The following is a 26,445-nucleotide window of genomic DNA, read 5'->3' as shown; positions in this document are numbered from 1 at the left end:
GCTGGTGCCGTCCCAGGCCACCGTCCGCAGTCCCCGCCACCACGACCCGGCCGTGCCTCGGGACGCGACCGTCCCCTTGAGCTGGTCGAACAAGGCGGCCAGCGGCGCCGACCCGACCCTGCGGCGGGCGTGGCGCAACGCCGCCGCCGACGGGTCGACATCCGGTACACCCGGGGCGGCCACCAGCGTCGCCCACACGCCCCGATATCCGCACTCGCCGAACAGCGCCATAGCCAGCACGAAATAGACCACCACCCGCGAGGGCAGCTTGCGGACTCGCGATTGCACCCGCCCGGTGGCGGCCAGCGCCGCGTCCACCAACGACGGCGTGATGATCTGCGTCAACTCACCCAAATGCCCAGCAGCGAAGGCAATTCCGCCACCACGAGCGCATACGGGCGTGACAGACTGAACCAACGGGGCTCCTCGTAGCAACGGTGTCTTGGTCGACGTCCGTCCTACGCGGAGCCCCGCCCTGTTACCTCGACTTCGCCGACACAGCTTGACAACGACTCCAGCAGCCAAACTTCCCGGCATTGGGTCTTGACCCGGTCTCCGGCCGGGCGTTGCAGCTTCGAGGGTGCGGCCACCACACACTCGATTCCGGCCGCGCTCAAGGCCCGATATAGGCCGAACCCGGTCGGTCCGGCCTCATAAGCCACCTTCACCGGCCCCGCCAACCCCGCCAGCCACGCCAGGATCTGTCCCGGATCCGGACACAATCGCTGCCTGCTCAGCTGCCCGGTCTCGTTGTCGATCCCACACGCCACCACCGACAACGCGTGCACATCCAAGCCGACACTCGTACGCTCGATACTCACCGGGGGCCTCCTGACCTGCAAATGTGGCTCTACCGAAGTGAGTTTCACCCCGGCAACCCACGCGGCTTTGCAGAACGAGGCCTCCGGCCCCAACTCAGTGGGCCCTCATACCGTCTAGTCTCGGTGGGCATGACGCATGCTCGAGATCGTCGGGGGAGGCAATCGGCTGCGTACGACCCCGCCACGGTGCCGCTACGCCCGACGAGGCCCAGCAGGTCGACGAGACCCAGCCGGTCCAGACCCCGCCCGCCCGCCGCCCGCAGCCCTCGTGAACGCCCCGAGCGAACACGCCGGGCGCTGGCGGCCGGGCGGGTGGCAATGGCCCTGCTGGCGGTCGCGGTGCTGACCGCCACCGGCGCGGCCTGGCGCAGATACCATCAGGAATTGAGCGGGCTGACCATCTCCGGTGTCACTCCGGACGGCCCCAAATCCAGCGGCAAGACCCAGAACATCCTCGTCATGGGCCTGGACAGCCGCCTCGACGAGCACGGCAATCCACTGCCCCAGGACATGTACGACGCGCTGCACGCGGGGGACGACAGCGAGGGCGGCTTCAATGCGAATGTGCTGATTCTGGTGCACATTCCGGGCGACGGCTCCAAATCCACCGCCATCTCCATTCCCCGCGACGACTACGTCACCCTCGATCCCGCGTCGTGCGCCACCTCCCCGTGCAAGGGAAAGATCAAGCAGGCGTACGGATTCGCCTACGCTCGGGCCAAGGACAAGCTCGCCGCCGCCGGGGTCAAGGATCCGCTGGAACTCGATCAGAAGTCCCGCGACGCGGGCCGCCTCGCCGAGAGCAATACGGTCGGCAAGTTCCTCGGCAATGTGCCCGTCGACCATTTCGTCGAGATCACCCTGGCCGCCTTCTTCCAGATCGCCGAGGCCGAACAGCCGATCACCGTGTGCCTCAACGAGGACACCTCCGACGGCTACTCGGGCGCCAACTTCAAGAAGGGCAAGCAGCAGATCGACGCCGCGCAGGCCATGGCCTTCGTGCGCCAGCGCCGCGACCCGGATCAGCCGCTGTTCACCGACCTGGACCGCACCCGCCGCCAGCAGGCCTTCATCGTGTCCCTGGCCCGGCAGCTGCAGGACGGCGGCACCCTCAGCAGTCCCGGCAAGTTGCGCGCGCTGCTGGATATCGCCAAGCAGAACACCGCCATCGACAGCGGCCTGGACCCACTGTCGTTCGCGCAGCGGGCCTCCGCGCTGCTCGACGACGGGCTGTCGCTGTACACGCTGCCGGTCAAGGACTTCGGCACCGACGACGTGGGGGAGTCGATCAATATCGTGGATTCGGACGAGATCAAGGGCATCGTGCGAAACCTGCTGTCCCCGGGCGACTCCGGCGCCACCACGACCACCACGCCCGCGCCCGCCACCACCGCCATCCCGGATGCCACCGGCATCGTGCTGAACGTCGTCAACAGCTCCGGTGAGAACGGCCTGGCCGCCAAGGTCGAACAGGCCCTGGCCACACGGGGTTTCACGCAGGGCGCCGCGACCACCGGCGCGGCCCGCGACACCACCACGCTCACCTACGGCGCGGGCGCCGAATCCGCCGCCACCGCCCTCGCGGCCCAACTCGGACTCACCGCCACCGGTTCGGCGGCCGTGGAAGCTCAGGCCGTCCAGCTCACCCTCGGTAGCGACGCCCGCAGCGGACCCCTCGCGAATGTGCCGGTCGACCAGACCGATCCGACCACCTCGGCCACCCACACCCGGACCCCGGCCACCTCCACCACCCCGCCCGTCCCGGTCTCGGCCACCGCCCCCGGCGCCAACGCGCCCGAGGCCACCGACCTGTCGCAGATGGATACCGGCGGCATTCCCTGTGTGAGGTAACCGAATTCGCGCATGCCCCGGGCACGGCGGGCGTAGCTTTCTTGGTGCAGGCTATGGTTCGAGGGGCGAACATGAACGATCCGCGGCGCTACGTGGTCATCGGCGGGGGACTGGCAGGATTGGCGTCGGCGGTCTGGCTGGCCGAAGCCGGGAAACAGGTCACACTCCTGGAACGGCGCGGACGCCTCGGCGGGCGCACCCACGCGCTGGAGGTCGCACCGCTGCGCGACATCCCCGACAACGGCCAGCACGTGATCGCCAGCGGCTATGAGCATCTGTTCCGATATCTGACCAGCGTCGGCACCCGCCAGTACGTGACCTTCCCGCAGCAGGGTGTCCTGCGCTGGCCCGGCGGGCGCACCGCGATCATGGGCACCACCGGTTTTCCCGCGCTGCGTGCCCTGTTCGGCGCGCATCCCGACGCGAGCACCGGCGACCGGTTGCGCGCGGCCACGGCCACCCTCCGGATGGGGTGGCAGTGCCTGCGTCAGCCCGGCGATCTGGCCGACCTCACCACCGACCAGTGGTTCCGGCGGCTCGGCATGCCCGCCACCGCGCGGGAGGCGCTGTGGGATTGGCTGGCGCTGGGCATCGCCGCCGAACCGGTGCGGCAGGAGTCGGCCAAGGTGTTCGCCGACGTGCTGGCCACCGGAATCCGGCTGGGCGTCAGGCATTTGCGGCCCGTCGGCATCGGCTATCCCACCACCGACCTCGACACCCTGCTCGTCTCCGGCGCGCAGCGGGTGTTCGACCGGCACGGAGTGCAGGTGCGACACCGGGCGGTGGCCCGGCGCATTCGCATCGAGGACGGCGCGGTGACCGGTGTGGTGCTGGCCGGCGGCGAGGTGCAGCCCGCCGACGCGGTGGTGTGCGCGGTGCCCAACTCCTACATCGGCGGCCTGCTCGACGAGCTACCCGAGCACGACCGGATCTATTCGGCCGCCGACAAACTCGGCTACACCCCGATCGTCAGCACCAACCTGTACCTGGACCGCCCACTCGGCACCAAGGCCGCCATGGAGGCGCTCATCGGCGGGGCGGGGATCGTCGACGAGGTGTTCGACCGGCAGCGCATGCACGGGCGCGGCACCCTCGACGGCTGGCTGTACTGCCTGACCACCAGCGGCGCCTACGAGCAGATCCACAAGCCGCACCACGCGGTGGTGGACGAGCAGATGGCGCTGCTGCGGCGCTACTATCCCGATGCCGCGGACGCGAAAGTGGTGCACGCACAGGTGGTTCCGATGCCGCGGGCTACGTTCTCGCAGGTGGTAGGGACCGATGGGCTGCGGCCGGGGCAGCGCACCTCGGTGCCCACGCTGGTGCTGGCGGGGGATTGGACCCGAACCGACTGGTCGGCCACGATGGAAAGTGCTGCCCAGAGCGCGGCGAAGGCCGTGGATCTGCTGCTGGCCCTGCCGGCCGCCCGCCGTGTCGACCAAGCGGTTTGATTACTCGCGTTCTGCTCGCACCGGCGGCTCCCGGAAGAAGTTGAGGATCAGTCGCGTGATGTCGGCCAGGAACCGTTCGCGGGGAATGGGCGGAGCGTCGAGCAGGTAGCGGATGGTCAGATGCTCGACCGTGCGCACCAGCATCCAGGCCGCGGCATCGGCGTCCACCTCGGCCGGAATCGGATACGGCCGCAGGGACAGCGCCACCCGGGCCAGCTCACCGATCTGCCGCTCGAACGCCACCACCGGCCCGTCCGCACCCAGCCGCGGCGTCTGCTCGACGACTGCGCGCAGCAGCTCACGGTCATTGCCCAGGGCGTACATCAGATACGAAATGGTTTCCGCCACCGACACTTCCGGCGGTCTGCCGATATTCGACAGCACCCGCGCCGGGACCCGCTCGGCCACCTCGCGGGTGTAGCGCTCGATCACCGCCGCCACCACCGCGTCCTTGTTCGGGAAGTACTGATACAGCGAGCCCGGGCTGATATTCGCCGCGGCGGCAATCCGATTGGTGGAGGCGCCGTCGTAGCCGTGGATGATCAGCACCTGCTGCCCAGCGTCGACAATGCGGGCCACCATGGCGCGTGAGCGTTCCTGCTGCGGGGTGCGGCGCGGCGGTGGCGCAGGCGATTTCGGGGTGCGGCGTTTCGATGTCATGGCGTTCGGGGCGAGATTCGGAATGCGAATTGAATGCGAGTGAACAGTCGTGTCAGCGTGGAAACATGGTGTCACACAGCGCGGTGTCGGACCAGGGCAAGGAACCGGCGTACCCTCTTCGACGCGATCCGTTGCCGCTCGGGCCGGAAACGCTGACCTGGAAGACCTTCGGGTCGCTGTACTTTCTGCCCAGCGCCCTGTTCGTCGGCATGGTGCAGAACATGCATCCCGGGCTCGGGGCCGGCGTGGAATTCCACTCCGAGATCCACGACGAGTTCTATCAGCGGATCCTGCGTTCGCTGTACCCGATCTACGGGGTGGTGTTCGACGGCGACCGCGCCCACGACACGGCCCACGAGATCGTCGGATACCACCGCGACATCAAGGGCGTCGACGCGCGCGGGCGCCGATATCACGCCCTGGATCCCGGCACCTTCTACTGGGCACACGCGGTGTTCTTCGTCCAGAACCTGCGCGCCGCAGACCTGTTCATGGGCGGGCTGAGCGAGGGCGAGCGCGAACAACTCTGGTGCGAGCACTACCGCTGGTACGAGCTGTACGGCATGAGCATGCGGGTGGTGCCGCCGAGCTGGCCCGCCTTCCAACGTTATTGGCGCGACATGTGCCACGACACCCTGGAACCGACCAAGGCCGCCCGGGATGTCTTCCATCTCGTGGACACCGTGCCGGTGCCGCTCGAAGCGACACCGTCGCATCTCTGCGACTACTACTACTACTACTACTACTACTACTACTACTACCGCCCGGGCCTGCCGCTGCGCCCGCCACCACCGCGCAGGTCGCGACCGCCGGGGTGGCCCCGCAGTGGACGGCCACCATGGCGGGTGCGGCCACCCGCCGCTTCACCACGGCCACAGCGACCGGCCGCCTCCAAATAGCAGCTACCGCACCGCTTCTGGGTGCACTCGCCTACTACAGCAGCGAACCCCTGGTCCGCACCCTGCTGGCGGACACACCTCTGGAGTCGGTACCCCTGCGCCCGTTCGTACAGCTGGTAGGCCTGGCCGCCACCACCGGCGTCCGCCTGCGCGCCCTCGACGACCACCTCCCCGGCGCCCGCGCCCGCATGGTCCGCCGTGCCCGCCACCTCGACCCCATGTGGGACCGCAACACCCGGGTGGCCCGCTACCTCGCCGCCCGCATCGGCATCCGCGGCACGCCCTTCGACCACCACGACACCTCCGCCGAAGCCGGCCGCTGCCCGATCTGATCACCTAACCCTGTGTCCCGGCAATGCTCAGGTACACGACCATGATCGTGAACAGAAACCACGCCGCCCCCTGCCAGATCGGCCACGCCCGCTCTGCCCGCCACGCCCGGAATGCGATCACGAGCGCCCCGATCCCCCCGAACAGCAAAACCCCACCCGGTCCCAGCCCCACCACAACCCGCGAGGTGCCATCACACAGACTCGACCCGGCATTCAGACACGCAGGCCGCGCCGCCGCCCAAACCAGCACGACGACCGCGACAACCGCGGTCCCGCCGAGCACCGCCAACACATAGGTGGTGGCATGCCGCAACATCGATGGATCGTTCCACCGCTTCTCCACGTCGTTCACCATGACCAAACCACCTCCGCTCAGCGCCCGATCCGGCCCCGCCGGTACCACCATGGTCGTCCCGCATGCCACCCTCTGCCACGCCGAACACCACCTCTTCGTCCCCCTTGATTCGCTTCCTGTGAACTCCACCTGATGCTGCGGCTGAAACTCCACCGGATGCTGCCGCGCTGGCGGTGCGCAGGGTCCGTGGTCAGCGGGCGTCGGCGGCGAGGCCGAGACCCAAGCCGACGAGGATGGCGGCGAGGGTGCGTTCGATGCGGCGGCGGATTCCGGTGCGGCGCAGCCAGGTTCCGGCTCGGTCGGCGGCGAGGACCACGCCGATGCACCAGGTGGTGTCGATGGCCAGCTGAATGACGGCCAGGATCAGGACCGTGGGCAGGACCGGGCCGCTCGCGGGTAGGAATTGGGGGAGGATCGTCAGGCCGAAGACCGCGGCCTTCGGGTTGGCGGCAATGGAGATCAGCGATGCCCGGAAGGCGGAGGCCGGGGTGCGGCCGCCGGTCAAGGCCGAGGTCAGCGCGGTGCCGAAAGCGTCGTCGCCCCGCGATCCGCGCCAGGCCTGGATGCCGAGCCACACCAGCACGACCGCCCCGAGCAGATGGATGCCCACATTCAGCACCCGGTTGGCCACCAGCAGCGCCGACAGCCCCGCGCCGCCCGCCAGTGTCCAGCCGAAGATGCCGATCTCATTGCCCGCCACCGCCGCCAGCCCGGCGGCCCGGCCGTCCCGCACCGACCGCTGCAGGAACAGTGCGGTCGCCGGACCCGGCAGCGCAGCCAGAATCAAACAGGCGAGCGTGAAGGCGGGAAGTACTTCGATCCAATGCGGCATCCGTCGATGCTGTCACCGCCGCCCCCGGCCCGGCCAGCGGATTCCGCCGCGCGAGCCGACTTCGCACCCCAACCGGCGAGTCTCGCCACGACACGCCATCATTCGCCCAGCCGGACCCCGACCCTCGCCTGCCGCCTGCCATGTTCCAGCACCCGCCACCTCGTCCCTCCGAACATCCGGCCTGATGCGCCGCTTCGGGACATATCGGCCTGCTGTGCCGCCTCGGGCGCGGGCGGATCGCCACGTCGAGGCACGGACGAAGAGTCAGCCTTGCGCGGTGGCCGGTGCGCTGCCCGCCTCCGATAGGTAGTCCTGTCCGCCGACGTACACCGTGTGGCCGGGTGGGGTCTCGAGGGTGGTGGCGTCGGCGACGGCGGTGGCGAAGTCCTCGACGGTCGGCAGGTCACCCTGGTCGCGGCGGGCGGTGACGGCATCGGGGTCCCGGCGTTCGAGCAGGCGCACGATGATGGTGCCGTCGATCATGTCGCCCGACACCACGGTGAAACCGATACCGCGGCTGGTGAATTCGCCGGTCATGGCCCGCAGGGCATCTTCGCCGGCGCGCTTGCTCGCGGCTATGGGCTCGTAGCCGGGCGGGACCTCGCGGGTGGGGGAGAAGTGGGCCTGGTGGCTGGTGACGAAGACGATGCGACCGCCCTCGGGCAGGTGCGGCAGCGCAAGCTTGGTCAGGCGAGTCTGCGCGTCGCGGTTGAGGAGCATGGCGTAGCCGGGGGCGGCGTCGCGTTCCAATCCGCCGGAGGCGTTGAGCACCAGCACATCCAGCCGGCCGAACTCGGCGATCACCGCGTCGATGAGGGTCCGCGCACTGTCCGGGTCGGCGATATCCGCCCCCGCCACCGACGCGCTGCCGCCCCCATCGGCGATCTCGGCGGCCAGGATTTCCGCGCGTTTGCGCTTCTCGCGGTAGTTGATCACCACGTGGTCACCGCGGGCGGCCAGCACCCTCGCGGTTTCCGCACCGATGCCGCGGGAGGCCCCGGTGATCAGGACGATGCGCCGCCCGGTATCCGTTGTCGCCATCAGCGACCTCCATCCAGTGAGTTGCTTCTAATCCAGAAGCACTAGATTGGTACTTCGAAATGAGAAGCGCAAGTCAGCCACCCCCTGCCAACAGCCGCGCCGACGCCTCCGCGACCCCGCTACTGGCCGCCATGGACCTGCTCGGCCAGCGCTGGATACTGCGCGTGATCTGGGAACTCGAGCCCGGCCCGCTCGGCTTTCTGGAACTGCGCCGGCGCATGGGCAACTGCTCGTCGAGCATGCTGTCGGTGCGACTGCAGCGGCTGGTGGAAGCCGGTGTGGTGGACAAGAAGCCCGACAAGTCCTACGAATTGACCACTGCCGGAGTGGAATTGGGCGACTCCCTGGAACGGGTTTGGCGGTGGTCGGAGCGCTGGGCAGGTAGCCTCGAGCGCGCAGGGGGCGAGGACGAGGCGTAGGAACGGGATGAAACGCAGGTTGCTCATCGGCGGCGCGCTCACGCTGGTGGTGCTGGCCCTGATCTCCGTCGGGTTGTACACCCTGATGAACTCACGCACCTACCAGGTGGCCGGCCGCATCGTGCCGCGCGTCGACACCACCGACAAGATCGTCGCCCTGACTCTCGACGACGGCCCCAGCGAGCGCACCCCCGCGATCCTGAAAACCCTTGCCGACGCGGGCATTCCGGCCACCTTCTACCTCATCGGCGGCGAACTGGCCGCCCATCCCGACCAGGGCCGGGCCATCGCCGCCTCCGGCAACGAGATCGGCAATCACACCTATCACCACCAGCGCATGGTCTTCGTGACCCCGGGCTTCGTCCGCGACGAGGTGGAGCGCACCGACGCCGAGATCGCGAAAACCGGCTACCGGGGCCCGATCACGTTCCGGCCGCCCAACGGCAAGAAGCTCTTCGCCCTGCCCTGGTACCTGTCCCGCCACGATCGCACCACGGTCACCTGGGACGTCGAGCCCGACTCCGGCAAGGCGCCGACCACCGACCAGATCGTGGCGGAGACCCTGTCGAAGGTGCGCCCGGGCTCGATCATCCTGCTGCACACCATGTATGCGACCGGCGGTCCCTCGCTCGCCGCCATTCCCCGCATCGCCCGGGCGCTGCAGGATCAGGGCTATCGCTTCGTCACGGTCTCCCGGCTGCTCGCGCGCTAGCGCTCAGGCCGCATCGCCGGATCCGGTGATACCGCGCCGGATCTCACCGGCCGTGTGCGCTTCGCGCGGCATGGCCCGCGCGTGCGAGGAACGCAACTGCCACGGCACACTGGTCACCATCACCCCCGGCTCGAACAGCAACCGCGCCTTGAGCCGCAGCGAACTCTGGTTGTGCAGCAGGTTCTCCCACCAGCGCCCGACCACGTACTCGGGGATGAACACGCTCACCACATCGCGTGGCCGCGACTTCCGCTGGCGTTTGATCTCTTCCAGCACCGGCCGGGTGATTTCGCGATACGGCGATTCGATGACCTTCAGCGGAATCCCGACCTGGTAGGTCTCCCAGTCCTGGGCGAGGTGGCGGGTGTCGGCGTCGTCCACGTTCACGGTCACCGCGGTCAAGGTGTCGGGCCTGGTCGCGCGCGCGAACTGCACCGCGCGCTGGGTCGCCTTGTGCCAGCCCGACACCAGCACCAGCGCGTGCACCCGCCCCGGCAGCGTCTCCAGATCGTCCCGGTCGATCTCCAGTTCGGCCCGCACCGACGAGTAGTGCCGGTGAATCAGCCACATGATCGCCACCAGCACCGGCATGGCGATGACCACCAGGTAGGCGCCATGGGTGAATTTGGTGATCATGACGACCACCAGCACCACCCCGGTGAAGCAGGCGCCGAAGGCATTGATGAAGCGCGCCCGGTGGATTCGCAGGCGCTCGACCCGGCTGTCGACGGTGCGCAGCTCCTTGTTCCAATGCCTGACCATGCCCGTCTGGCACAGTGTGAACGATGTGAACACGCCCATGATGTAGAGCTGGATGAGTCGCGTGGTGGACCCGTCGAAGGCGTAGATGAGCCCGCCGGCCACCACCGCCAGCAGAATGATGCCGTTGGAGAAGGCCAGCCGGTCCCCGCGGGTGTGCAGCTGCCGCGGCATGTAGCGCCGCTGCGCCAGGATCGAATTCAGCAGCGGGAAGCCGTTGTAGGCGGTGTTGGCGGCCAGGATCAGGATCAGCGCCGTGGTCACCATCAGGTAGTAGAAGGCGACGCTGTGCCCGCCGAACACCGCCGCCGAGATCTGCGCGATGACGGTCTTCTGCGCGTCGGTCCGGCAGTCGCCCTCGAATCCGATGAGATCGCAGGTATTTTCGACCACCCGGGTCTTGGTGACCATGGCCAGCGCCGTGACGCCCGAGAACATGGCGATGGCGATGATGCCCATGGCGGTCATGGTGCGGGCGGCATTGAGCGCCTTGGGCTTCCGGAACGCGGGCACCCCGTTCGAGATGGCCTCGGCGCCGGTCAGCGCGGTACATCCGGAGGAGAACGCCCGCAGCAGCAGGAACGCCACGCCCGCGGTCGAGAGCCCGACCTGCTCGGCGTGAATCTGATAGTGCGCGCTCTCCGCCACCGGCGTGTGCCCGAGCAGTGTCTGGCCCAGACCCACCACGATGAGCACGAACACGCCGAGAACGAATCCGTAGGTGGGAATCGCGAAAGCCCGCCCGGATTCCCGGACGCCGCGCAGATTCATCGCGGTCAGGAAAACGATGAATGCGAGATTGACGGCCACCCGGTACGGATTCAGATCCGGAATGGCGGAAATGATGTTGTCCACTCCGGCGGCCACCGATACCGCGACGGTCATGACATAGTCGACCAGCAGTGCCGCCGCCACGACCAGGCCGGGCAGCGCGCCCAGGTTCTCGGCCACCACCTCGTAGGAGCCGCCGCCGGACGGATACGCCTGCACCACCTGCCGATACGACAGCGCCACCACCGCCAGCAGCACCACCACGCCCGCGGCCACCACCGGGGTGAGATGGAGGTAGGCCAGCCCGCCCAGCGTCAGAATGAGCAGGATCTCCTGCGTGGCGTAGGCGACCGACGACAGTGGGTCACTGGCGAAAATGGGCAGCGCGAGTCGTTTGGGCAGCAGGGTCTCCCCGAGCCGATCGCTGCGAAACGGGCGTCCGAGCACGAGTCGTTTGGCTACGTCGATCGGTGAAACCACGCTCGGAGCCTAGGGCGGAAAACCGCATGAATCGGAACCCCATGCCGTATGGATTTCGTAAAGATACTGAACAGTCCGGTGCTTTCTCTTGCCAGTTTCGAGACTTGTGCAGTTGATCGAACAACCACCTAGACTGTCTGGGACGTAGTCGAGGATTTATGGAGAGGTGACACGATGGGAGACCGGACGGTCGTCGCCGACGTTGCCGACGAGTTGGCACGCCGCGTGGCATCCGGGGAGTACGAGCCCGGTGGTCTGATGCCGTCCGTCCGCCAGGTCGCCGACGAATTCGACCTGAATCGTGCGACGGCGCAATTGATTCTGGGCCGCCTCGAATCCTACGGATTCGTGGACGCGTACCGCGGCAAGGGGTTCGTCATCCGGGATGTGCGCGCCGAGGGCGGTGTCGATGTGTACCGCCGGCTGTTCCGGCTGTCCATGCCGGATCCGGAGATCGCCGCGGACATGTTCGGCAATATCGTCGACGAGGAACGCGGCATCGCGCTCGAGGCGCTGCTCGCGTACACCGGCGGCGAGCGCGCCCTCGATCCGGCGGTCCTCAAGGACGAGATCGACGAACTGGAAACCCTTGCGCGCGGCGCGGACCCGGATCCGCACCGCATGCTGGGCATCGAGCTCGGGCTGCTGCGCCGGCTGCTCACCGCGCTCGGGCACACGGTGCAGCGCGCGGTGCTCAACTCCATCGGCGAGATGGTGCTGGAGGTGCCGGAGGCGGTCGAGGCCTACTTCGCGGTCTCGCCGGATCTGCACGTGCTGGTGTGGCGGGCGCTGGTCGCGGTGTGGGAGTCCGACAGCGGGCCGAGTCAGGCGCAGCTGGCGCTGTTCGAGGATCTGTTCGGCATGTACCACCGGAAGGTGGTGGCGCGCTTCGAGGAACTGGTCGGCGCGGCCGGGGCCGAGTCGGCCGGCGAGGTGGCCGCGACGGCCTGAAGGGGCTGGACCGACCCGATCACGCCCGTTTCAAATCCGACGGGTCGGTTTCGTCTCAGACAACCCCGCTTGGCAGAAATTATTGCCCGATCACGGCGTTCATGATGGTGCCCGCGCTCGTCGCGAGAATGCCGCCGATGAGCGCGCCCGCGACCTGCTTGGGCGCCTGCACCCCGCCGCCGCTCCACTTCTCCCAGGCGAAGCGGCCACCCGCGTAGGTGATGGCCAGCACCCCGGAGAGCAGCACGAACCAGGTGAAATACCGGACCAGGCGCAGCAGCTTGTCGGCCACCGGCGGCGTCTCGGGAGTCGGATTGAAGATCTGCGCGTGCTGAAGCTGCGTCAGCAACTCGTGGGCGGCAGTAAGTAACATCGCGGCGCTCTTCCACGTGATGGCATGTCCTTCTCCGGGGTACTCGCCGGAGGCGGTGCCGCGCAAGGGAAGTCGCGCTCTGATCGGTCATCGGGCGTGGACACGCGAAAGCAATAGTGCGCGCGCCCGGTGCACTCAGTCCACGTCGTTGTCCGCAGACAGATAGGCTATGGCCGCCAGATACTGTCGGCACGCGAAGTGCTGATCGTGCGCGCGCAGGATGGTGCGGGCCTGACGATAGGTGAGGGTGCGCGGTTCGACCGCACAATCACCGGGACCATCGTCGCGAGCTGCGACATCGGTGGAACGGACGAGCATCTGCGTCATGGGATGCCTCTGGCCGATTAGGGGGATGATCCACCGAGTTTAGGAGCTCGGATCGTGCAGATGCAAGCACATCTGCACGCTCGAATCCGGTGTCTCCCTGGGCGTGACCCGGTTTCTCCGCGGCCGCGACCCGGAATCTCTGCGGATGCGAACCGATGTCGCCACGGGTCTCGAATCCGCTGTCCCCGCAGGATAATCCACTGCCCTCGCAGGATGTCCGCGTCACGTGACTTTTCGGACGCATGGTTCCCGGAGTAATCGGACGAACGGGACCAACTAGCCGGGATTGTCTGAAATCCTTCGCAACTTCGCTTGGCTTTTCGGTGAACCAAGATCAAATCTGTTGTGTTGCAAAGGATGTGCCGCTCCGAGGCGTCGATAGCGAGCAATCTGCGTGCTATCGTCGTGCTTGCGGTTGCAACTGTAAGTACACCTGATCGAACATTTGCAAGTACTGGGACCACCGTCTGCGGGCGGTACTGGCAAGGAGTCTGAAATGACGGACATCTCGGCAACCTCGATCGATCGCTCGAACCTGTTGTGGCGCAAGAGCACCTTCAGCAATCCCAGTGGAAACTGCGTGGAGATGGCTCCCATGGCCGATGGGCAGGTGGCCGTGCGCAATTCCCGAGACCCCGAGGGCTCGCTGATCGTGTACACGCGGCCCGAGATCGACGCGTTCCTGCGCGGCGCGAAGAGTGGAGAATTCGACGACCTCGCGCGCTGAGCGGTAGCATTGGCAATCGGCGCGGTGGTTCGCGACAAGCGGTTGTGAGTCCACTGCCGGCAAACCCGAGCATCGGAGTGGACCCCATGATCGCAGAACCCGTTGCCCACGATCGGGCGGATTCCGCTGTCGCCGAACGTGGCCCGACTGCACTGCGTATCGCGGTCGGCAGCCAGCTACGGAAGCTGAGGGAACTCAGCGGAATTACACGCGAGGCGGCGGGTGACCACATCCGCGGTTCGCACGCGAAGATCAGTCGTCTGGAACTGGGGCGGACCGGATTCAAGGAGCGCGATATCCGGGATCTGTTGGCGCTGTACGGCGTTGACGATCCCGGTGAGCGCGAGCAGTTCCTCGAACTGGTCCGCAAGGCGAATCAGCCGGGATGGTGGCATCGCTACAGCGACCTGCTGCCGCCCTGGTTCGAAACCTATCTCGGCCTCGAGCACGCGGCGAAATCCATTCGTACCTATGAGGGTCAGCTGGTCCCGGGTCTGCTGCAGACCCCGGACTACGCTCGCTCGATCGTCGCCCTCGGGCACGATGCGGATGGAGAGCGCCGTGTCTCGCTGCGCCGGCGCCGCCAGGAGCTACTCACCCGCGACGGCGCGCCGAGTTTCTGGGCCGTGCTGGACGAGGCGGTGCTGCACCGTCCCGTGGGCGGTCCCGGCGTGCTACGCGGCCAGATCGAGCACCTCATCGAAATGTCCAAATTGCCCAATGTGACCATCCAGGTGCTGCCCTACGCGGCGGGTGGCCATGCGGCTGCGGGAAGTTCGTTCACCATGCTCCGCTTCGCCGAGACCGAACTCCCCGACATCGTCTATCTCGAACAGTTGACCAGCGCGCTGTACCTGGATCGCCGCCAGGATCTGGAGCTCTACCGTCAGGTCATGGATCAGCTGAGCGTGCAGGCGGAGCCGCCGGAGCGCTCCCGCAAAGAGCTGGCGCGGATTGCTGCGGAGCTCGACTGAGCTCCGGGCTGGTCCCCAGCCGCGGACGGAACGTCCGTACACATGGATAAGGGGCCCCTCGCGGGGCCCCTATCAGCGTGCCGTCGACCTGACGAGTCGGCCTGCGGCACGGCCGGATTCGGATTACTGCCTGATGAAACTGGAGGCGATGCGCCAGAACGCCTCCGGTTGCATGCAGTGCAGATCCCAGTCGTTCACCATGGCGTGCGCCGTGGTGACGATCCGCTCGATGTCGAAGTCATACCGAGTGGCCGCTCCAGTGGATTCGACCTGGCGGATGACGAAAGCGGTTGCCGTCTCACGTGAATAGGTTTGCTCCGGCTGACTTCTGTCGGCAAACCCGAGCCGGCTGAGGTTGATTGGCTGATTCATTCGAACGCCCCTGACGCCAGGCCGACGGCTACCCGTGGGCGAAGAATCGCCGGTGATTCACCGCTCGGCTCTCTGGTTGTCCCCTTATTGGTGCCTTGCACGATGAGTCTATGACCGTGCATTGCGCAGATGCAAGTACATCTGCAACATCGAATTTGCAGCGCCAGAGCATTTTTCGGTGTGCTATGAGTTTGCGATACGAGGGTTGGCAAAAGGTTGCATTCGCCCCCGAGCAGGGCTTTTCCAGTACTTCCGATCGAAAGTTCCGGCGAGAATGGACTGTTCCGCTTTATCCAGGAATTAGCGGAAGATCAAACTCGGCCCTCGAGATGCTCAAACTCTTCCCTGGCGGGCGGCGTCTCGCCGCATCGCGGCTTTGAGCCGGCGATGTTCGATGATCATCAGGCCGATTCCGAAACGCAGACACACCGCGCCGGCGAGCCCGCACAGCGCACTCCAGCTGAGTGCGCCGTAGCCGGCGGTCGTCAAAGTCAAAGCGATCGCGACGATTCCGGCCGCGGCCAGAATCGGTCCCGGGAGATTACGGGTGTCGTCGTAGGCGGGCGGAGTGACAGGCATCAACACTGTCCTTTCTCCGGGGGTATTGCAGAGCCGATAACAACTGGATACCCGGGCCGGTTCGGGCGAATCACACCGCTGTAGACCCGTGTTCACACCGGCCGCCGGTGATACCCAGATCGTCCAGCAGGCCGAGGAACGCGCGCGCATAGGGCGAGGCCGCGGTTTCGGCCCGCACCCGCCCCCAATCGACCTGGGCGCGCAATTCCCGCGCGATGTGCAGCAGCCGGGTGAAATCCAGCCGCTGTGGATCGGACACGGTGAGCTCGTCCACCAGGAAGTCCGCGACGGTCACCACGGGCGCGGCGATCGATCCGATGGGCAGCCGCTCCGCCCGGGCCAGCAGTTCATCGGTGACGGGACGGTAGTTGGGGCGGAACACCAGATCGACGCGAATATCGCGGTGGTACAGCGTGGTCCGCTCGGCGTCGGCGGCCGGCAGCGGCGGCCGCAGTCCCGCTGCGGCGAGCAGGCGCTGCCCGCGGGCCACGTCCGCGGGCAGCAGCAGCACATCGACCTCGGAGTGCGGGCCGGTCACCGGCCCGCCGCGCGCGTAGACCGCGCAGTCGCCGGTGAGCGCACAGGGAATGTCGTTGTCCTGCAGGACCTGCACGGTGAGCGTCAGGGTGCCGAGCAGCCGGTCGATATTGCGGACCATAGCGGTGGCGTACCCGTGGTCTCGCGGGCTAATCCGGAACCGCCATCGGCCCGGCCAGCGGGCCCTGGATTGATACGGGTTTCACGCGTGTGTTAGGTCTGAAAAGAAGTGGATCGATCAACCTGAGTGGACGGGAGCCGGTGCCGTGGTGGATGTGCCCGCGTATTTCGACGAGGTGGACGGCGGTTTCTTCCCGACGCCGTTCGCGGCCAGCCAGTGGTCCTCGGCGCAGGTGGTCGGCCCGGCCCTGACCGGCCTGCTGGCCCGCGAGCTCGAACGCGCGCACGCCGCCGACGGGTTCGTGCCGGTGCGGCTGACCGTGGACCTGTTCAGCGCGGCGCGCTTCGAGCACACCACCACCCCGACCGTGCGGGTGCGCGACGGCCGGCGGATCCGGGTCGCGGACGCGAGCGTGGTGCAGGGCGGCACGGTGGCCGCGCGCGCCACCGCGGTGCTGCTGCAGCCGGCCGAGCAGCCGCCGGGGGAGCTGTGGCACCGGGAGCAGGAGCCGCAGCCGCCGTCGCTGGAGATCGCGCCGCCCTCGCCGCTGCCGCAGACCCCGCTGTTCAACAGCGGGGAGGACTCGCCGGTGTGGAGCTCGATACCCACCGAGCACGAGAACAACCTCCGGAAACGCACCTGGCAGAACCCGATCCGGGTGGTGACCGGCGAGGAGCTGACCCCGTTCGTGCGGGTCGGGGTGGTGGCCGAGGCCACCAGCATGATGACCAACTGGGGCGACAAGGGCATCGGGTTCATCAATACCGATATGACGCTTGGCCTTTCCCGCCAGCCCGAGGGCACCGAGATCGGCGTGCAGGCCGACAGCCATTTCAGCGAGCGCGGCCTGGCGGTCGGCGTCGCGACGCTGTTCGACCGGATCGGCTCCTTCGGCAGCTGCATGGTCACCTCGGTGTCCAATGCCGGTCGCCAGATCAGCAATGCGCAGCTGGACATGGTGATGCGCCGGAGGATGTGAAACAAGACCCTCCGGGCACGGGCCGGTCTCGATGTGGCGTCGAACCGACAAGTCCGGAGTGCGGATCAGAGTGTCCCAGTAGGCTCGGGCGCCTCGAAGACAGTTCTGATCCGTGGGGGTGTTGTGCTGCGTCGCCTGCGAAATATCGCCGGTGCCTTGATGATCGGATGGTGCACGATCGTCGGTTACGGTGCCGCACCGGGATTCGCGCAAACACCCGACACCGGAGCGCCGGAGATCCCACCCGGTCCGCCCGGAATCGCCCTGCCCTCACTGCCCGACATCCAGCACTGGATCGACCAGGTGATCCCCGCGCCGCCCCTGGCACCGGCCCCGGCGGACTCGCCGCTGGTCGACACCGCCCAGCTGCCACCGGATTTGGCGGCGCTGCGGGCCGCGGCCATGCCCGCCGCCATCGGCGACTCCTTCGTCGACGACTGGCCCGACGGCCTCGACGGCGTCGACCCGGGTGGCATCGTCGCGGTCCGCGACGTAACCGCCACGGCCGCACCCACACTGATCGTGCCCGTGCGGCAGGTACTGCAGCTGAAGTACCGCACCAACGACTCTCACGACGAGCCCTCCTACGGCATCGCCAGTCTGGTGCTGCCGGTGGGCGAGTGGACCGGGTCGGGGGAGCGGCCGGTGGTGGTCAACAACCTGCCCATCGACGCGCTGGGCCGCGACTGCAACCCCAGTTACACGCTCGCACACGGCTTCTCCCGGGCCTCCAACTTCACCGGGTACATCCTGCCCACCACCCAGCTGGCGCTGCTGCGCGGCTACGCGGTGCTGATCACCGACCACGAGGGTCCGCGCATGGCCTACGCCGAGCCCATCGTGGCCGGGCACGCCATCCTGGACGCCATTCGCGCGGTCCGCAATCAGCTGCCGGATGAGCTGGGCGACAGCAGGTTCGGCATGATCGGCTACTCCGGCGGGGCCATCGCCACCAATGGCGCGGTGAAGCTCATGTCCGAGTACGCGCCCGAGCTGGCCGACGTGGTGGTCGGCGCGGCCCTGGGCGGGGTGCCCGCGGACTTCAGCCTGCTGGCGCACTCCATGAACGCCAATCTGGCCTCGGGGGTGTTCCTGAGCGCAGTCTTCGGGATCGGCCGCGAGCGGCCCGAAATCCTGGCCCGCATGAACCATCTGGGGCAGTGGGCGGCGGTGTCGGCGCTCAACAGCCAGTGCAGCGAGGTCTTCGCGGTGCCGGGCGTGCTGCAGCTGCCCATCGACGTCGCGGCGAACATCCCGGACCCGCTGGACAGCGATCTGGCGCACGAGATCTACAGCATCACCCGCATGGACGGTAGGAAATCCCCTGTGCCGCTGTTCATCTACAACGGCGAGCAGGAGTTCTGGGTACCCGCCGTGGGCGCGAAGAACCTCTACCAGGAACAGTGCGCACTCGGCGTGCCGGCGGTCTACCGCAGCGTGTTCGGCGAACACTTCATCGCCGCGGCCACCGGCTATCCGGAATCGCTGAGCTGGCTGGACCAGCGCCTGCAGGGTGTGCCCGCGCCCAACGAATGTTGACCGCGGGCAACGGTTCTCAGATCGGGAACAGGTTGTGCTTGCGCGGGTTGTGCTTGCGGACGGCGTCCTTCTCGCGCAGCAGGCGCAGCGCCTTGCGGATCTCGAGGCGGGTGGCCGACGGCTCGATGACCGCGTCGATGTAACCGCGCTCGGCCGCCACCCACGGGTTGTCGATGAGCGCGTTGTAGAAGTCCACCATCTGCTGGCGCACGGTCTCGCGCTGCTCGGGCGGGGTGGCGGCGAGGGTCTTCTTACCGGTGACGGTGACCATGCCGTCCGCGCCGATGACCGCGATGCGGGCGGTCGGCCACGCCAGATTGATGTCGACGCCGAGCTGCTTGCAGCCCATGACCGCGTACCCGCCGCCGTACGCCTTGCGGGTCACGATGGTGACGATCGGAACCGTGGCCTCGATGAGCGCGCGGAACATACGGCCGCCGCGCTTGATGACGCCGTTGCGCTCCTCCTCGAGACCCGGCAGCACGCCGGGGGTATCGACCACGTAGACGAGCGGGATGTTGAAGGCGTCGCACAGCCGGATGAAGTACGCGCCCTTGTCCGAGCATGCCGCGTCCAGCGCACCGCCCAGCACCATCGGCTGATTGGCGATGACACCGACCGGCCGGCCGTCCACGCGGGCGAATCCGGTGATGAGGTTCTGCGCGGCGGCCTCACCGATCTCGAGGAACCCGCCGTCGTCGAAGATGCGCAGCAGCACCTCGTGCATGTCGTAGCCCTGGCGATCGGAATCCGGGATGATCCGGTCCAGTTCGCGGTCGGAGTCGGTGAGCTCGGGCTCCAGGCCGGGGTTGATGATCGGCGGCTGCTCGAGGCAGCTGCTCGGCAGGTAGCTCAGGTATTCGCGCGCCCACTGCAGGGCGTCGGCCTCGGTCCTGGCCACGTGGTGCAGCAGTCCGTTGCGGGCCTGGACGGCCGCGCCGCCCAGCTCCTCGGCGGAGATCTCCTCGCCGGTGATGCCCTTGATGACCTCGGGCCCGGTCACGAACATGTACGAGTCGTCGGTGGCGACCAGCACGTCCATGTTCACCGGCCCGTACACCGAACCGGCCGCGCACTTGCCGAACATGACCGCGACCATCGGCACGTAGCCGGACAGGTCCTCCTGCAGCCGGCACATGGTGGCGTACCAGGCCAGCGCCGTGACGCCCTCCTGGATGCGCGCGCCGCCGGAGTCGTTGATCACGACCACCGGGCAGGCGTTGTTGTACGCGAATTCCATGGCGATCCGGACGCGGCGGCCGAAGGTCTCGCCGACCGAGCCGCCCTGTACTCCGGAGTCGTGGGAGATCACCACGACCGGGCGGCCGTCGACGGTGCCGCGCCCGGTGACCACGCCGTCGCCGTAGAGGGCATTCGGCTGGCCGGGCGAGCGCATGAGCGCGCCCATCTCGACGAAGCTGCCCGGGTCCAGCAGCATCGTGACGCGTTCTCGGGCGCTGGCGACGCCTTTGGCAAGACGCTTCTGGATGCCCTTCTCACCGGTGGGTTCTTCGGCGATCTCCAGGAGCTTGCGCAGTTCTGCCAGCTTTTCCGCTGTACCCGTCATTACCTCTGTCTTGCCTTTCCGCCAACAGTCAGAGTGGGCCCGATCGCGCCCGTGTCGAGCCGGATCGCGACTCGACCGACCACGGTACCGTGCGGTGCGGACCAGAAACTACTGAACGTGTCGGTAACCTGTGCCGCGGTGTTAGCAATGTCAGCGATACACTGCGGCGCGTGAGCTCACCTATGACTGTGCGAGCGGGGACGCCCGAGGTGATCCGGCCCGACCTCGACACCTTCGGGTTCTCGGAATGGCGGCGAACCGCCGTGGTCGGTGTGGTACTGAGCGGCTCGGTCGTGGGCAGCGTGCTGCGTGGCGGCCTGCGTCCCGCCAAGCGCAAGCGTGCCGCGGCCGAGGGCCTGGTGAACGGTTTCGAGACGCTCGGCCCGATGTTCGTGAAGCTGGGCCAGCTCATCGCGTCCTCGCCGGGCGCGTTCCCGCGCGAGCTGGCCGATGCCTGCCTGCGCTGCCTCGACGACGTCCCGCCCTTTCCGGCCGCGGACGCCCGCGCGATCATCGAGGCCGATCTGGGCAAGCCGATCTCGGAGCTGTTCCGCGAGTTCGACGACGAGCCACTGTCGGCGGCCTCCATCGCACAGGTGCACGCGTGCGTGCTGGCCGATGGCCGGCCCGCGGTGGTGAAGGTGCAGCGGCCCGAGATCGCCCGGCGCATGATCGTGGATCTGCGCGCGGCCATGCGGCTGGCCCGCACCCTGGAGAAGCGGTCGGAGAACGCCCGCGTCGCCAATGCCCAGGCGGTGGTGCGGGATCTGTACGAGGCGACCGTCGCCGAGCTGAACTTCCTCATCGAGGCCGACAACCAGACCCGCGCCCGCGACCATCTGACGGCCTTCGGCGACAACACCAATGTGGCCGTGCCCGAGGTGTATTGGGAGTACTGCGCACCCCGGGTGCTGTGCATGGAACGCATGCGCGGCATGCCCCTGGACCGCTTCGACGATATCCGCGCGGCGCACCCCGAGCCGGAGCTGCTGATCCGCCGCCTGGTGAAGGCGTGGATGGAATCGGTCGCGGTGCACGGTCTCTTCCACGGTGACGTGCACGCCGGCAACCTGTGGCTGCTCGACGACGGCCGCGTCGCCATGCTCGATTTCGGCATCGTCGGCCGGATGGAGTCCGAGTGGCGCGAGTTCGTGCGCGCCCTGTTCTACGCCAGCTCCATCGACAACGACTTCCGTCCGGTCGCCCGCGCCCTGCGCGCACTGGATCTGGTTGCCGACGACAGCGGTGACGACGCCACCATCGGCCGCCAGCTCGCCGTGGCCCTGGGCCCGGTGCTCTCGGGCAGCCTCGACAAGCTCGACCTCGGCGTGGTCTCGGCCCGCCTGCTGGAATTCGGCAAGCGCCGCGGCACGTCGGGCCCGCAGCAGCTGGTCATGATGGGCAAGCAGCTCGGCTACTTCGAGCGCTACGCGGTGGCCCTGGCCCCCGGCTGGAAGCTCGGCCGCGACCTGTACCTGTTCCGCAACATCTTCCCCGCGGAGGTGGCCGCCAAGGCCGCCGAGGACGGCGTCACCCTCCCCACCGACTGACAGCGGCCCCCGCGGGCGTGGTCAGCGCGCTGTCGGTGGCTCGTCAGCGGCGGGCGTCATTGTTCTTCTCGTAGCCGGAAACACCAGCTCCGGCACCGGAACAAGGAGAACAACGATGTCGAACAACAACGTCCTCGCCGAGATGATCGCGGGCCGGCTGGACCAGGCCCGGACCCGGGCCGAGCAGAGTGTGCGGGCCGCGTCGGTGGCCCGGGCGCGCGCCGGGCAGCAGCCGTTCCCGCGGCTCAGCAGGGCCGAGGTGAAAGAGGTGCGCGCGGAGGCGCGGGCGCAGGCGAAGCGCATGGTCGCGGAGCTGACCGGAAAGGCGTGACGGCCGGCCGGGACGGCGTACGGCCGCGGTGTGAAAGCCTGAGAGAAGAGCCAGGAAACGCTCAGGCTACGACCAGTATCGCCCGGCACTGTGGATGACGGAAACAGTGTCGGGCGAGCGCGTGAGGTGCGGAATGGTCGAAATCGAGGTCACCGGAACCACTGTGACGGCGCGGGTCACCGGCGCTCACCGGCTGCTCGCGCTGCGTGATCACGTGAGCTTCGACCTGTCGCAGGTCACCGCCCTCGCGCCCGCGCCGGTGGACCTGCGCCCGCCGTGGGTGCGGGCGCCGGGCACGTTCTTCCCGGGCGTGATCGCCGCCGGCATCTTCCGGGGCAAGGGCCGGAAAGAGTTCTGGGATACGCGTTTCGACGGTCAGGGCGTGCTGATCGATCTGGCGGGGTCGGAGATCACCCGCATGGTCGTGGATGTCGCTGATCCGCAGCTCGCATTGCGGCAGCTCTCCTCGGCGATTGCGGCCTGATCGGGTGACTGCGGCCGGATTCGATCTCGGCGGCGGCATTCCCCAGGGCCGAAGCCGCTCGTGCCGGAAGCCTTTCTCGCGTGGGCTACGGCACGAGGCGAGCGGGAGTGGACGGGTGGACGGACGCGGGAATGTGTCAGGCAGTCGGGCAGAGGAATCCACCGGCGGGTGGCGGGACCGGAACGATCCTTTCCGGCGCCGGTGCCGCCGGGACATTGCCGGCGGGAACTGAGGAGTGGGGAGCCCCGGCTCCGGGATCGGGTGTCCCGATGTCACCCGAACCCCACGCCGCGGAGGGGTTCATGGTGAACACGGCTGCACAAACGAATGCACTCACGAGCAGGCCGATGGCTTTCTTTCGTGTCATGGAATGCGACGGTACAACCAGCTCAATGCAATTCGTGGGAGGCTACGTCGCCTCGGAATGTCGCCGACCTGCTGATCATGTGTTCAGGGTTGTGAATTCGGCTGCGGCGCAAAAAGACTGATCGGTCGGAATAGATCGTTTTCGGACCATTGGTTTATGGGCTGTACCAGCGCACGTTTCGATGACGAACTGGCGTGTCTGCGGGAGATTTGCCCGATTATATTGTTCACTACCCGGGTTGTCCGACCAGGAGGAAGCCGAATGACCGCTGGGCCGGGTTCGAGGATTGCCATCGCGGGGGCGCTCACGCTGGCCCTTTCCGCCGCACTGACCGCCACCGCGCCCTCCGGTGTCGCCGCGGGATCGTGCGGGGCGAGCCTCGGGGACTATTCCGGTCAATTCACCGCGGCGGAGGACTCGACGAATGTGCTGAGTTTCGACGGCACGGGCGGCATCGCTTTCCGCAGTGCCAGGCTCGGGAACGGTGAGGGCATCTACACGGTCATTCCGTCCGGTGGATTCTCGGCCACTCTGCGTCTGACCGACAGTGGCGAGAATGTCGCGCGGCCGGGCAATCAGACGGCGATGGTGAAGAGTACGGCCTTCATCTGCCCGGGGCCCGGGACTGTGGTCGGGAATTTCAGTTCGCTCGATCAGAGTGGTCGGCGATTCAACTATGTGCGGTCGACCTGAAATAAGTCATGTCCACTGTGGGACATGGGTTTTCGGAGTTCAGAACGAAATAGGGTCACCGACGGCCGAAGCGGAGAGTCACCAGCTGAAAAGGCCGCAGTCGCAATCGAATTCCCCGGCCCTCCGGCGTCGCGGTCGTCTCGCCGGGCAGTGGTCGCTCCAGCAGGTCGCAGCAGTGGTATCCGGTGGTCGCGAACTCGGGGGTCAGCAGCGCCGAGGCGCGGCCGCCGCCGGCCTCGTAGACGCGCACGATCACATCGCCGGATCCGTCGTCGGCGAGTTTGACAGCGCTGGTCACCACATCGTCGTTGTCGACGGTGACCAGCGGGGCGACCGGCTCGGCGACGCCGGGTGTGAAGGGCGGCAGGTTGATTCGGTATCCCGCCCGGACCGCGTCGGTGATCGAGGCGGCCGGGACCAGGGCGTGCCGGAAATGATGGGTGCCCTGGTCGGTCTGGGGGTCGGGGAATCGCGGCGCACGCAGCAGGGAGGCGCGCACGGTCACGGTGGCGCCCCCGTCCGGCCGGATCGTGCGGGTGAGGTCGTGGCCGTAGGTGGAGTCGTTGACCAGGGCCACGCCCCAGCCGGGTTCCGCCAGGTGGATGAAGCGGTGATTGCACGCCTCGAACTTGGCGTACTCCCAGCTGGTATTGGTGTGGGTGGGTCGGAAGAGGTGGCCGAACTGGGTTTCGGACGCGTAGCGGTCGGCGTGAATGTCCAGGGGGAAGGCGAGTTTGAGGAATTTCTCCGTCTCGTGCCAGTCGACGGAGGTGGCGATCTCCAGGGCCGGGTCGTTCGATCGCAGGGTGAGGGTCTGCTCGACGGTCGAGGACCCGAAGGACCGCCCGAGGCGAATCACGACCGCTGCCGGTGAATCCGTCTCCGCCGCAAGGAAGTCGATGCCGGCCAGGTCGGTGACGCTGTTGCGGTAGAAGCGATCGACATCCCAGGCATCCCACGAGTTGGGGTAATCCTGGTGCAGCTGCAGCAGATTCGCCGCCGCACCGGGCGGCAGGGTCTCGCGGTCGTGCTCGATGTCATACAGCGACACCAGCAGTCCGCGCCCGTCCACCTCGGCCCGCACCAGGCGGTTCGCCAGCACGAACCCGCCGCCGGTCCGCTCGGCCACGGTGCAGTCCCGGCCCGGCTCCTCGGCCGCCGCGCCACCGGCGGGAATTCCGCGCCAGGCGTGCGGCGCCGGATTGAAGACGTTCGGCCCCGACCGTTCACCGCCCAGGGCCCACTGTGCGCGTTCGATGATCGCCGACAGCTCGGCGGCGACCTCGGTGTAGGTGCGCTCGGCCTCCCGATGCACCCACGCGATCGAGGAGCCCGGCAGAATGTCGTGGAACTGGTGCAACAGTACAGTTTTCCAGAGCCGGTCCAGCTCGGCGGCGGGGTACTCGAACCCGGTCCGCACGGCCGCGGTGGCGGCCCACAGTTCGGCCTCGCGCAGCAGATGCTCACTGCGCCGATTGCCCTGCTTGGTCCTGGCCTGGCTGGTCAGGGTCGCGCGATGCAGCTCCAGGTACAGCTCGCCCACCCACACCGCCGGATTCGGGTATTCGGCCTCGGCCGCGGCGAAGAAATCGGCGGGCCGGTCCCACCGGACCGTCGGCGCGCCCTCGAGATCGCGCATGCGGGCGGCCTTGGCGACCATCTCGCGGGTGGTTCCGCCGCCGCCGTCACCCCACCCGGTCGGTGCGAGCGACCGGGTCGCCCGCCCCTTCTCCTTGAAATTCCGTGCCGCATGAGCGATTTCGCGGCCCTGCATCGAGCAGTTGTAGGTGTCGACGGGTGGGAAGTGGGTGAAGATGCGGGTCCCGTCGATGCCCTCCCACAGGAAGGTGTGGTGCGGGAACTGGTTGGTCTGGCTCCACGAGATCTTCTGTGTCAGCAGCCATCTGGAGCCCGCCGCCTTGATGATCTGCGGCAGCCCGGCCGCGAAGCCGAAGGTGTCGGGCAGCCAGGCCTCCTCGTTCTCGATGCCGAACTCCGCGAGGAAGAACCGTTTGCCGTGCACGAACTGCCGCGCCATGGCCTCGGAGCCCGGCATGTTGGTATCCGACTCCACCCACATGCCGCCGGCCGGCACGAACCGCCCCTCGGCCACCGCCGCCTTGACCCGCGCGTAGATCTCGGGCCGGTGCTGTTTGAGGAAGTCGTATTGCGCCGCTTGCGACATGGTGAAGATGAAGTCGGGGTCGTCGTCGAGCAGGGCGGTCATGGAGGCGGCGGTCCGCGCGACCTTGCGCACCGTCTCGCGCAACGGCCACAGCCAGGCCGTGTCGATGTGCGCGTGCCCGACCGCGGAGATGCGGTGTGCCGAGGGGATGGCGGGCCGGGCCAGCGCCTCGGCCAGGCAGGCGCGGGCGGCGCTCGCGCCCGCGTTCACGTGCTGGAGGTCGATGGCGTCGAGTGCGCGCTCGATGGCCCGCACGATGTCGTAGCGCCGCGCGGGATCCTCCGGCATCTCGTGCATGAGTTCCCCGAGCACCTCGAGGTCCTGCACCAGCTGCCAGACCTCCTCGTCGAACACCGCGAGATCCATGCGGCCCAAACGGTATTGGGGCTCGGTCCCGGCGGTTTCC

28 protein-coding genes and 1 pseudogene are annotated in these 26,445 nt (G+C 67.8%); 15 read left to right on the top strand and 14 right to left on the bottom strand.

Translation table 11 applies throughout. From position 1 onward, the window contains the following. A partial coding sequence (locus ACFXN1_RS37090; protein ID WP_379463805.1) for a transposase domain-containing protein occupies nucleotides 1-417 on the bottom strand: 417 nt, incomplete at its 3' end. 110 nt (nucleotides 418-527) lie between these two features. Further along, nucleotides 528-821, bottom strand: a pseudogene (locus tag ACFXN1_RS37085) (IS110 family transposase); the annotation flags it as partial. A gap of 318 nt (nucleotides 822-1,139) precedes the next feature. Here ACFXN1_RS37085 and ACFXN1_RS37080 point away from each other — a divergent pair. Continuing rightward, entirely contained in the window at nucleotides 1,140-2,672 is a 1,533-nt protein-coding gene (locus ACFXN1_RS37080; protein ID WP_379442184.1) for an LCP family protein, read from the top strand. A 71-nt stretch (nucleotides 2,673-2,743) separates the two neighbouring features. Next, on the top strand, nucleotides 2,744-4,123 hold the full coding sequence (locus ACFXN1_RS37075; protein WP_379442186.1) for an FAD-dependent oxidoreductase: 1,380 nt from the start codon (nucleotides 2,744-2,746) through the stop codon (nucleotides 4,121-4,123). Here ACFXN1_RS37075 and ACFXN1_RS37070 read toward each other — a convergent pair whose 3' ends face one another. Continuing rightward, nucleotides 4,124-4,783, bottom strand: coding sequence for a TetR/AcrR family transcriptional regulator (locus tag ACFXN1_RS37070; protein WP_379442188.1), 660 nt, complete (start codon nucleotides 4,781-4,783; stop codon nucleotides 4,124-4,126). It abuts the gene before it with no gap. 65 nt (nucleotides 4,784-4,848) lie between these two features. Between ACFXN1_RS37070 and ACFXN1_RS37065 the strand changes: the two genes are divergently transcribed. Beyond that, nucleotides 4,849-5,682: an oxygenase MpaB family protein gene (locus ACFXN1_RS37065; protein WP_379442190.1), complete on the top strand. Its 834-nt coding sequence runs from the start codon at nucleotides 4,849-4,851 to the stop codon at nucleotides 5,680-5,682. Continuing rightward, complete coding sequence (locus ACFXN1_RS37060) at nucleotides 5,622-6,014, top strand: hypothetical protein (RefSeq protein ID WP_379442192.1); 393 nt, start codon at nucleotides 5,622-5,624, stop codon at nucleotides 6,012-6,014. Before ACFXN1_RS37065 ends, ACFXN1_RS37060 begins: the two co-directional genes overlap by 61 nt. A 4-nt stretch (nucleotides 6,015-6,018) precedes the next feature. Here ACFXN1_RS37060 and ACFXN1_RS37055 read toward each other — a convergent pair whose 3' ends face one another. From ACFXN1_RS37055 to ACFXN1_RS37045, 3 genes are all read right to left on the bottom strand, one after another. Continuing rightward, nucleotides 6,019-6,369, bottom strand: coding sequence for a hypothetical protein (locus tag ACFXN1_RS37055; RefSeq protein ID WP_354849816.1), 351 nt, complete (start codon nucleotides 6,367-6,369; stop codon nucleotides 6,019-6,021). A gap of 190 nt (nucleotides 6,370-6,559) precedes the next feature. Then, complete coding sequence (locus tag ACFXN1_RS37050) at nucleotides 6,560-7,201, bottom strand: LysE family translocator (RefSeq protein WP_379442194.1); 642 nt, start codon at nucleotides 7,199-7,201, stop codon at nucleotides 6,560-6,562. A 264-nt stretch (nucleotides 7,202-7,465) separates the two neighbouring features. Next, complete coding sequence (locus tag ACFXN1_RS37045; RefSeq protein ID WP_379442196.1) at nucleotides 7,466-8,242, bottom strand: SDR family oxidoreductase; 777 nt, start codon at nucleotides 8,240-8,242, stop codon at nucleotides 7,466-7,468. A 59-nt stretch (nucleotides 8,243-8,301) separates the two neighbouring features. Here ACFXN1_RS37045 and ACFXN1_RS37040 point away from each other — a divergent pair, with 59 nt between their 5' ends. Further along, nucleotides 8,302-8,661, top strand: coding sequence for a winged helix-turn-helix transcriptional regulator (locus tag ACFXN1_RS37040; protein ID WP_379442198.1), 360 nt, complete (start codon nucleotides 8,302-8,304; stop codon nucleotides 8,659-8,661). A 7-nt stretch (nucleotides 8,662-8,668) separates the two neighbouring features. After that, nucleotides 8,669-9,373, top strand: coding sequence for a polysaccharide deacetylase family protein (locus ACFXN1_RS37035; RefSeq protein WP_379442200.1), 705 nt, complete (start codon nucleotides 8,669-8,671; stop codon nucleotides 9,371-9,373). Between the two features lie 3 nt (nucleotides 9,374-9,376). On the opposite strand, the gene ACFXN1_RS37030 is transcribed toward ACFXN1_RS37035, so the two are convergent. Further along, nucleotides 9,377-11,383 carry an APC family permease gene (locus ACFXN1_RS37030; RefSeq protein ID WP_379442202.1) on the bottom strand — a complete coding sequence of 669 codons (2,007 nt, stop codon included), beginning with the start codon at nucleotides 11,381-11,383 and terminating at the stop codon, nucleotides 9,377-9,379. Nucleotides 11,384-11,557: 174 nt separating this feature from the next. On the opposite strand from ACFXN1_RS37030, the gene ACFXN1_RS37025 reads away from it, so the two are divergent. Continuing rightward, nucleotides 11,558-12,334 (top strand): GntR family transcriptional regulator, encoded by a 777-nt coding sequence (locus ACFXN1_RS37025; protein WP_379403235.1) that lies wholly within the window; start codon nucleotides 11,558-11,560, stop codon nucleotides 12,332-12,334. A 79-nt stretch (nucleotides 12,335-12,413) separates the two neighbouring features. Here ACFXN1_RS37025 and ACFXN1_RS37020 read toward each other — a convergent pair whose 3' ends face one another. Then, entirely contained in the window at nucleotides 12,414-12,707 is a 294-nt protein-coding gene (locus ACFXN1_RS37020; RefSeq protein ID WP_379442204.1) for a hypothetical protein, read from the bottom strand. A gap of 135 nt (nucleotides 12,708-12,842) precedes the next feature. Continuing rightward, nucleotides 12,843-13,034, bottom strand: a complete 192-nt coding sequence (locus ACFXN1_RS37015; RefSeq protein WP_379442206.1) for a hypothetical protein — start codon at nucleotides 13,032-13,034, stop codon at nucleotides 12,843-12,845. A 496-nt stretch (nucleotides 13,035-13,530) separates the two neighbouring features. Between ACFXN1_RS37015 and ACFXN1_RS37010 the strand changes: the two genes are divergently transcribed. Together ACFXN1_RS37010 and ACFXN1_RS37005 are read left to right on the top strand one after the other, a co-directional pair. Beyond that, complete coding sequence (locus ACFXN1_RS37010) at nucleotides 13,531-13,761, top strand: DUF397 domain-containing protein (RefSeq protein WP_379403238.1); 231 nt, start codon at nucleotides 13,531-13,533, stop codon at nucleotides 13,759-13,761. Between the two features lie 86 nt (nucleotides 13,762-13,847). Then, the gene (locus ACFXN1_RS37005; protein ID WP_354849846.1) at nucleotides 13,848-14,735 is read left to right on the top strand and encodes a helix-turn-helix transcriptional regulator; all 888 of its coding nucleotides are present in this window, start codon (nucleotides 13,848-13,850) and stop codon (nucleotides 14,733-14,735) included. 123 nt (nucleotides 14,736-14,858) lie between these two features. Here the strand turns inward: ACFXN1_RS37005 and ACFXN1_RS37000 are convergent, their stop codons facing one another. The 3 genes from ACFXN1_RS37000 to ACFXN1_RS36990 form a co-directional block, all read right to left on the bottom strand. Then, nucleotides 14,859-15,107 carry a hypothetical protein gene (locus ACFXN1_RS37000; RefSeq protein ID WP_354849849.1) on the bottom strand — a complete coding sequence of 83 codons (249 nt, stop codon included), beginning with the start codon at nucleotides 15,105-15,107 and terminating at the stop codon, nucleotides 14,859-14,861. A 333-nt stretch (nucleotides 15,108-15,440) separates the two neighbouring features. Then, nucleotides 15,441-15,686, bottom strand: a complete 246-nt coding sequence (locus ACFXN1_RS36995; RefSeq protein ID WP_379403240.1) for a hypothetical protein — start codon at nucleotides 15,684-15,686, stop codon at nucleotides 15,441-15,443. A gap of 70 nt (nucleotides 15,687-15,756) precedes the next feature. After that, nucleotides 15,757-16,344: a hypothetical protein gene (locus ACFXN1_RS36990; protein WP_379442208.1), complete on the bottom strand. Its 588-nt coding sequence runs from the start codon at nucleotides 16,342-16,344 to the stop codon at nucleotides 15,757-15,759. A 145-nt stretch (nucleotides 16,345-16,489) separates the two neighbouring features. Here ACFXN1_RS36990 and ACFXN1_RS36985 point away from each other — a divergent pair, with 145 nt between their 5' ends. Next, complete coding sequence (locus ACFXN1_RS36985; protein WP_379442210.1) at nucleotides 16,490-17,323, top strand: acyl-CoA thioesterase domain-containing protein; 834 nt, start codon at nucleotides 16,490-16,492, stop codon at nucleotides 17,321-17,323. A 159-nt stretch (nucleotides 17,324-17,482) separates the two neighbouring features. Beyond that, a complete protein-coding gene (locus ACFXN1_RS36980) occupies nucleotides 17,483-18,862 on the top strand; it encodes a lipase family protein (protein ID WP_379442237.1) in 1,380 nt (459 codons plus the stop codon). A 16-nt stretch (nucleotides 18,863-18,878) separates the two neighbouring features. On the opposite strand, the gene ACFXN1_RS36975 is transcribed toward ACFXN1_RS36980, so the two are convergent. Continuing rightward, a complete protein-coding gene (locus ACFXN1_RS36975; RefSeq protein WP_379384853.1) occupies nucleotides 18,879-20,429 on the bottom strand; it encodes an acyl-CoA carboxylase subunit beta in 1,551 nt (516 codons plus the stop codon). A gap of 170 nt (nucleotides 20,430-20,599) precedes the next feature. On the opposite strand from ACFXN1_RS36975, the gene ACFXN1_RS36970 reads away from it, so the two are divergent. The 4 genes from ACFXN1_RS36970 to ACFXN1_RS36955 all read left to right on the top strand — a co-directional run bounded on the left by ACFXN1_RS36970 (nucleotide 20,600) and on the right by ACFXN1_RS36955 (nucleotide 23,854). Next, a complete protein-coding gene (locus ACFXN1_RS36970; protein WP_379403244.1) occupies nucleotides 20,600-21,979 on the top strand; it encodes an ABC1 kinase family protein in 1,380 nt (459 codons plus the stop codon). A gap of 115 nt (nucleotides 21,980-22,094) precedes the next feature. Continuing rightward, a complete protein-coding gene (locus tag ACFXN1_RS36965; RefSeq protein WP_379403245.1) occupies nucleotides 22,095-22,310 on the top strand; it encodes a hypothetical protein in 216 nt (71 codons plus the stop codon). 133 nt (nucleotides 22,311-22,443) lie between these two features. After that, on the top strand, nucleotides 22,444-22,794 hold the full coding sequence (locus ACFXN1_RS36960; protein ID WP_379442211.1) for a hypothetical protein: 351 nt from the start codon (nucleotides 22,444-22,446) through the stop codon (nucleotides 22,792-22,794). 628 nt (nucleotides 22,795-23,422) lie between these two features. Further along, complete coding sequence (locus ACFXN1_RS36955; RefSeq protein WP_379442213.1) at nucleotides 23,423-23,854, top strand: hypothetical protein; 432 nt, start codon at nucleotides 23,423-23,425, stop codon at nucleotides 23,852-23,854. 55 nt (nucleotides 23,855-23,909) lie between these two features. Here ACFXN1_RS36955 and ACFXN1_RS36950 read toward each other — a convergent pair. Next, the coding region (locus ACFXN1_RS36950) for an alpha-mannosidase (RefSeq protein ID WP_379463803.1) at nucleotides 23,910-26,445 on the bottom strand (2,536 nt) is incomplete at its 5' end.

The sequence above is a fragment of the Nocardia sp. NPDC059154 genome, assembly GCF_042755705.1.
GTDB lineage: Bacteria > Actinomycetota > Actinomycetes > Mycobacteriales > Mycobacteriaceae > Nocardia.
Note: the sequence above shows the minus strand (reverse complement) of the source record. Positions and strands in the feature narration are given on the sequence as shown.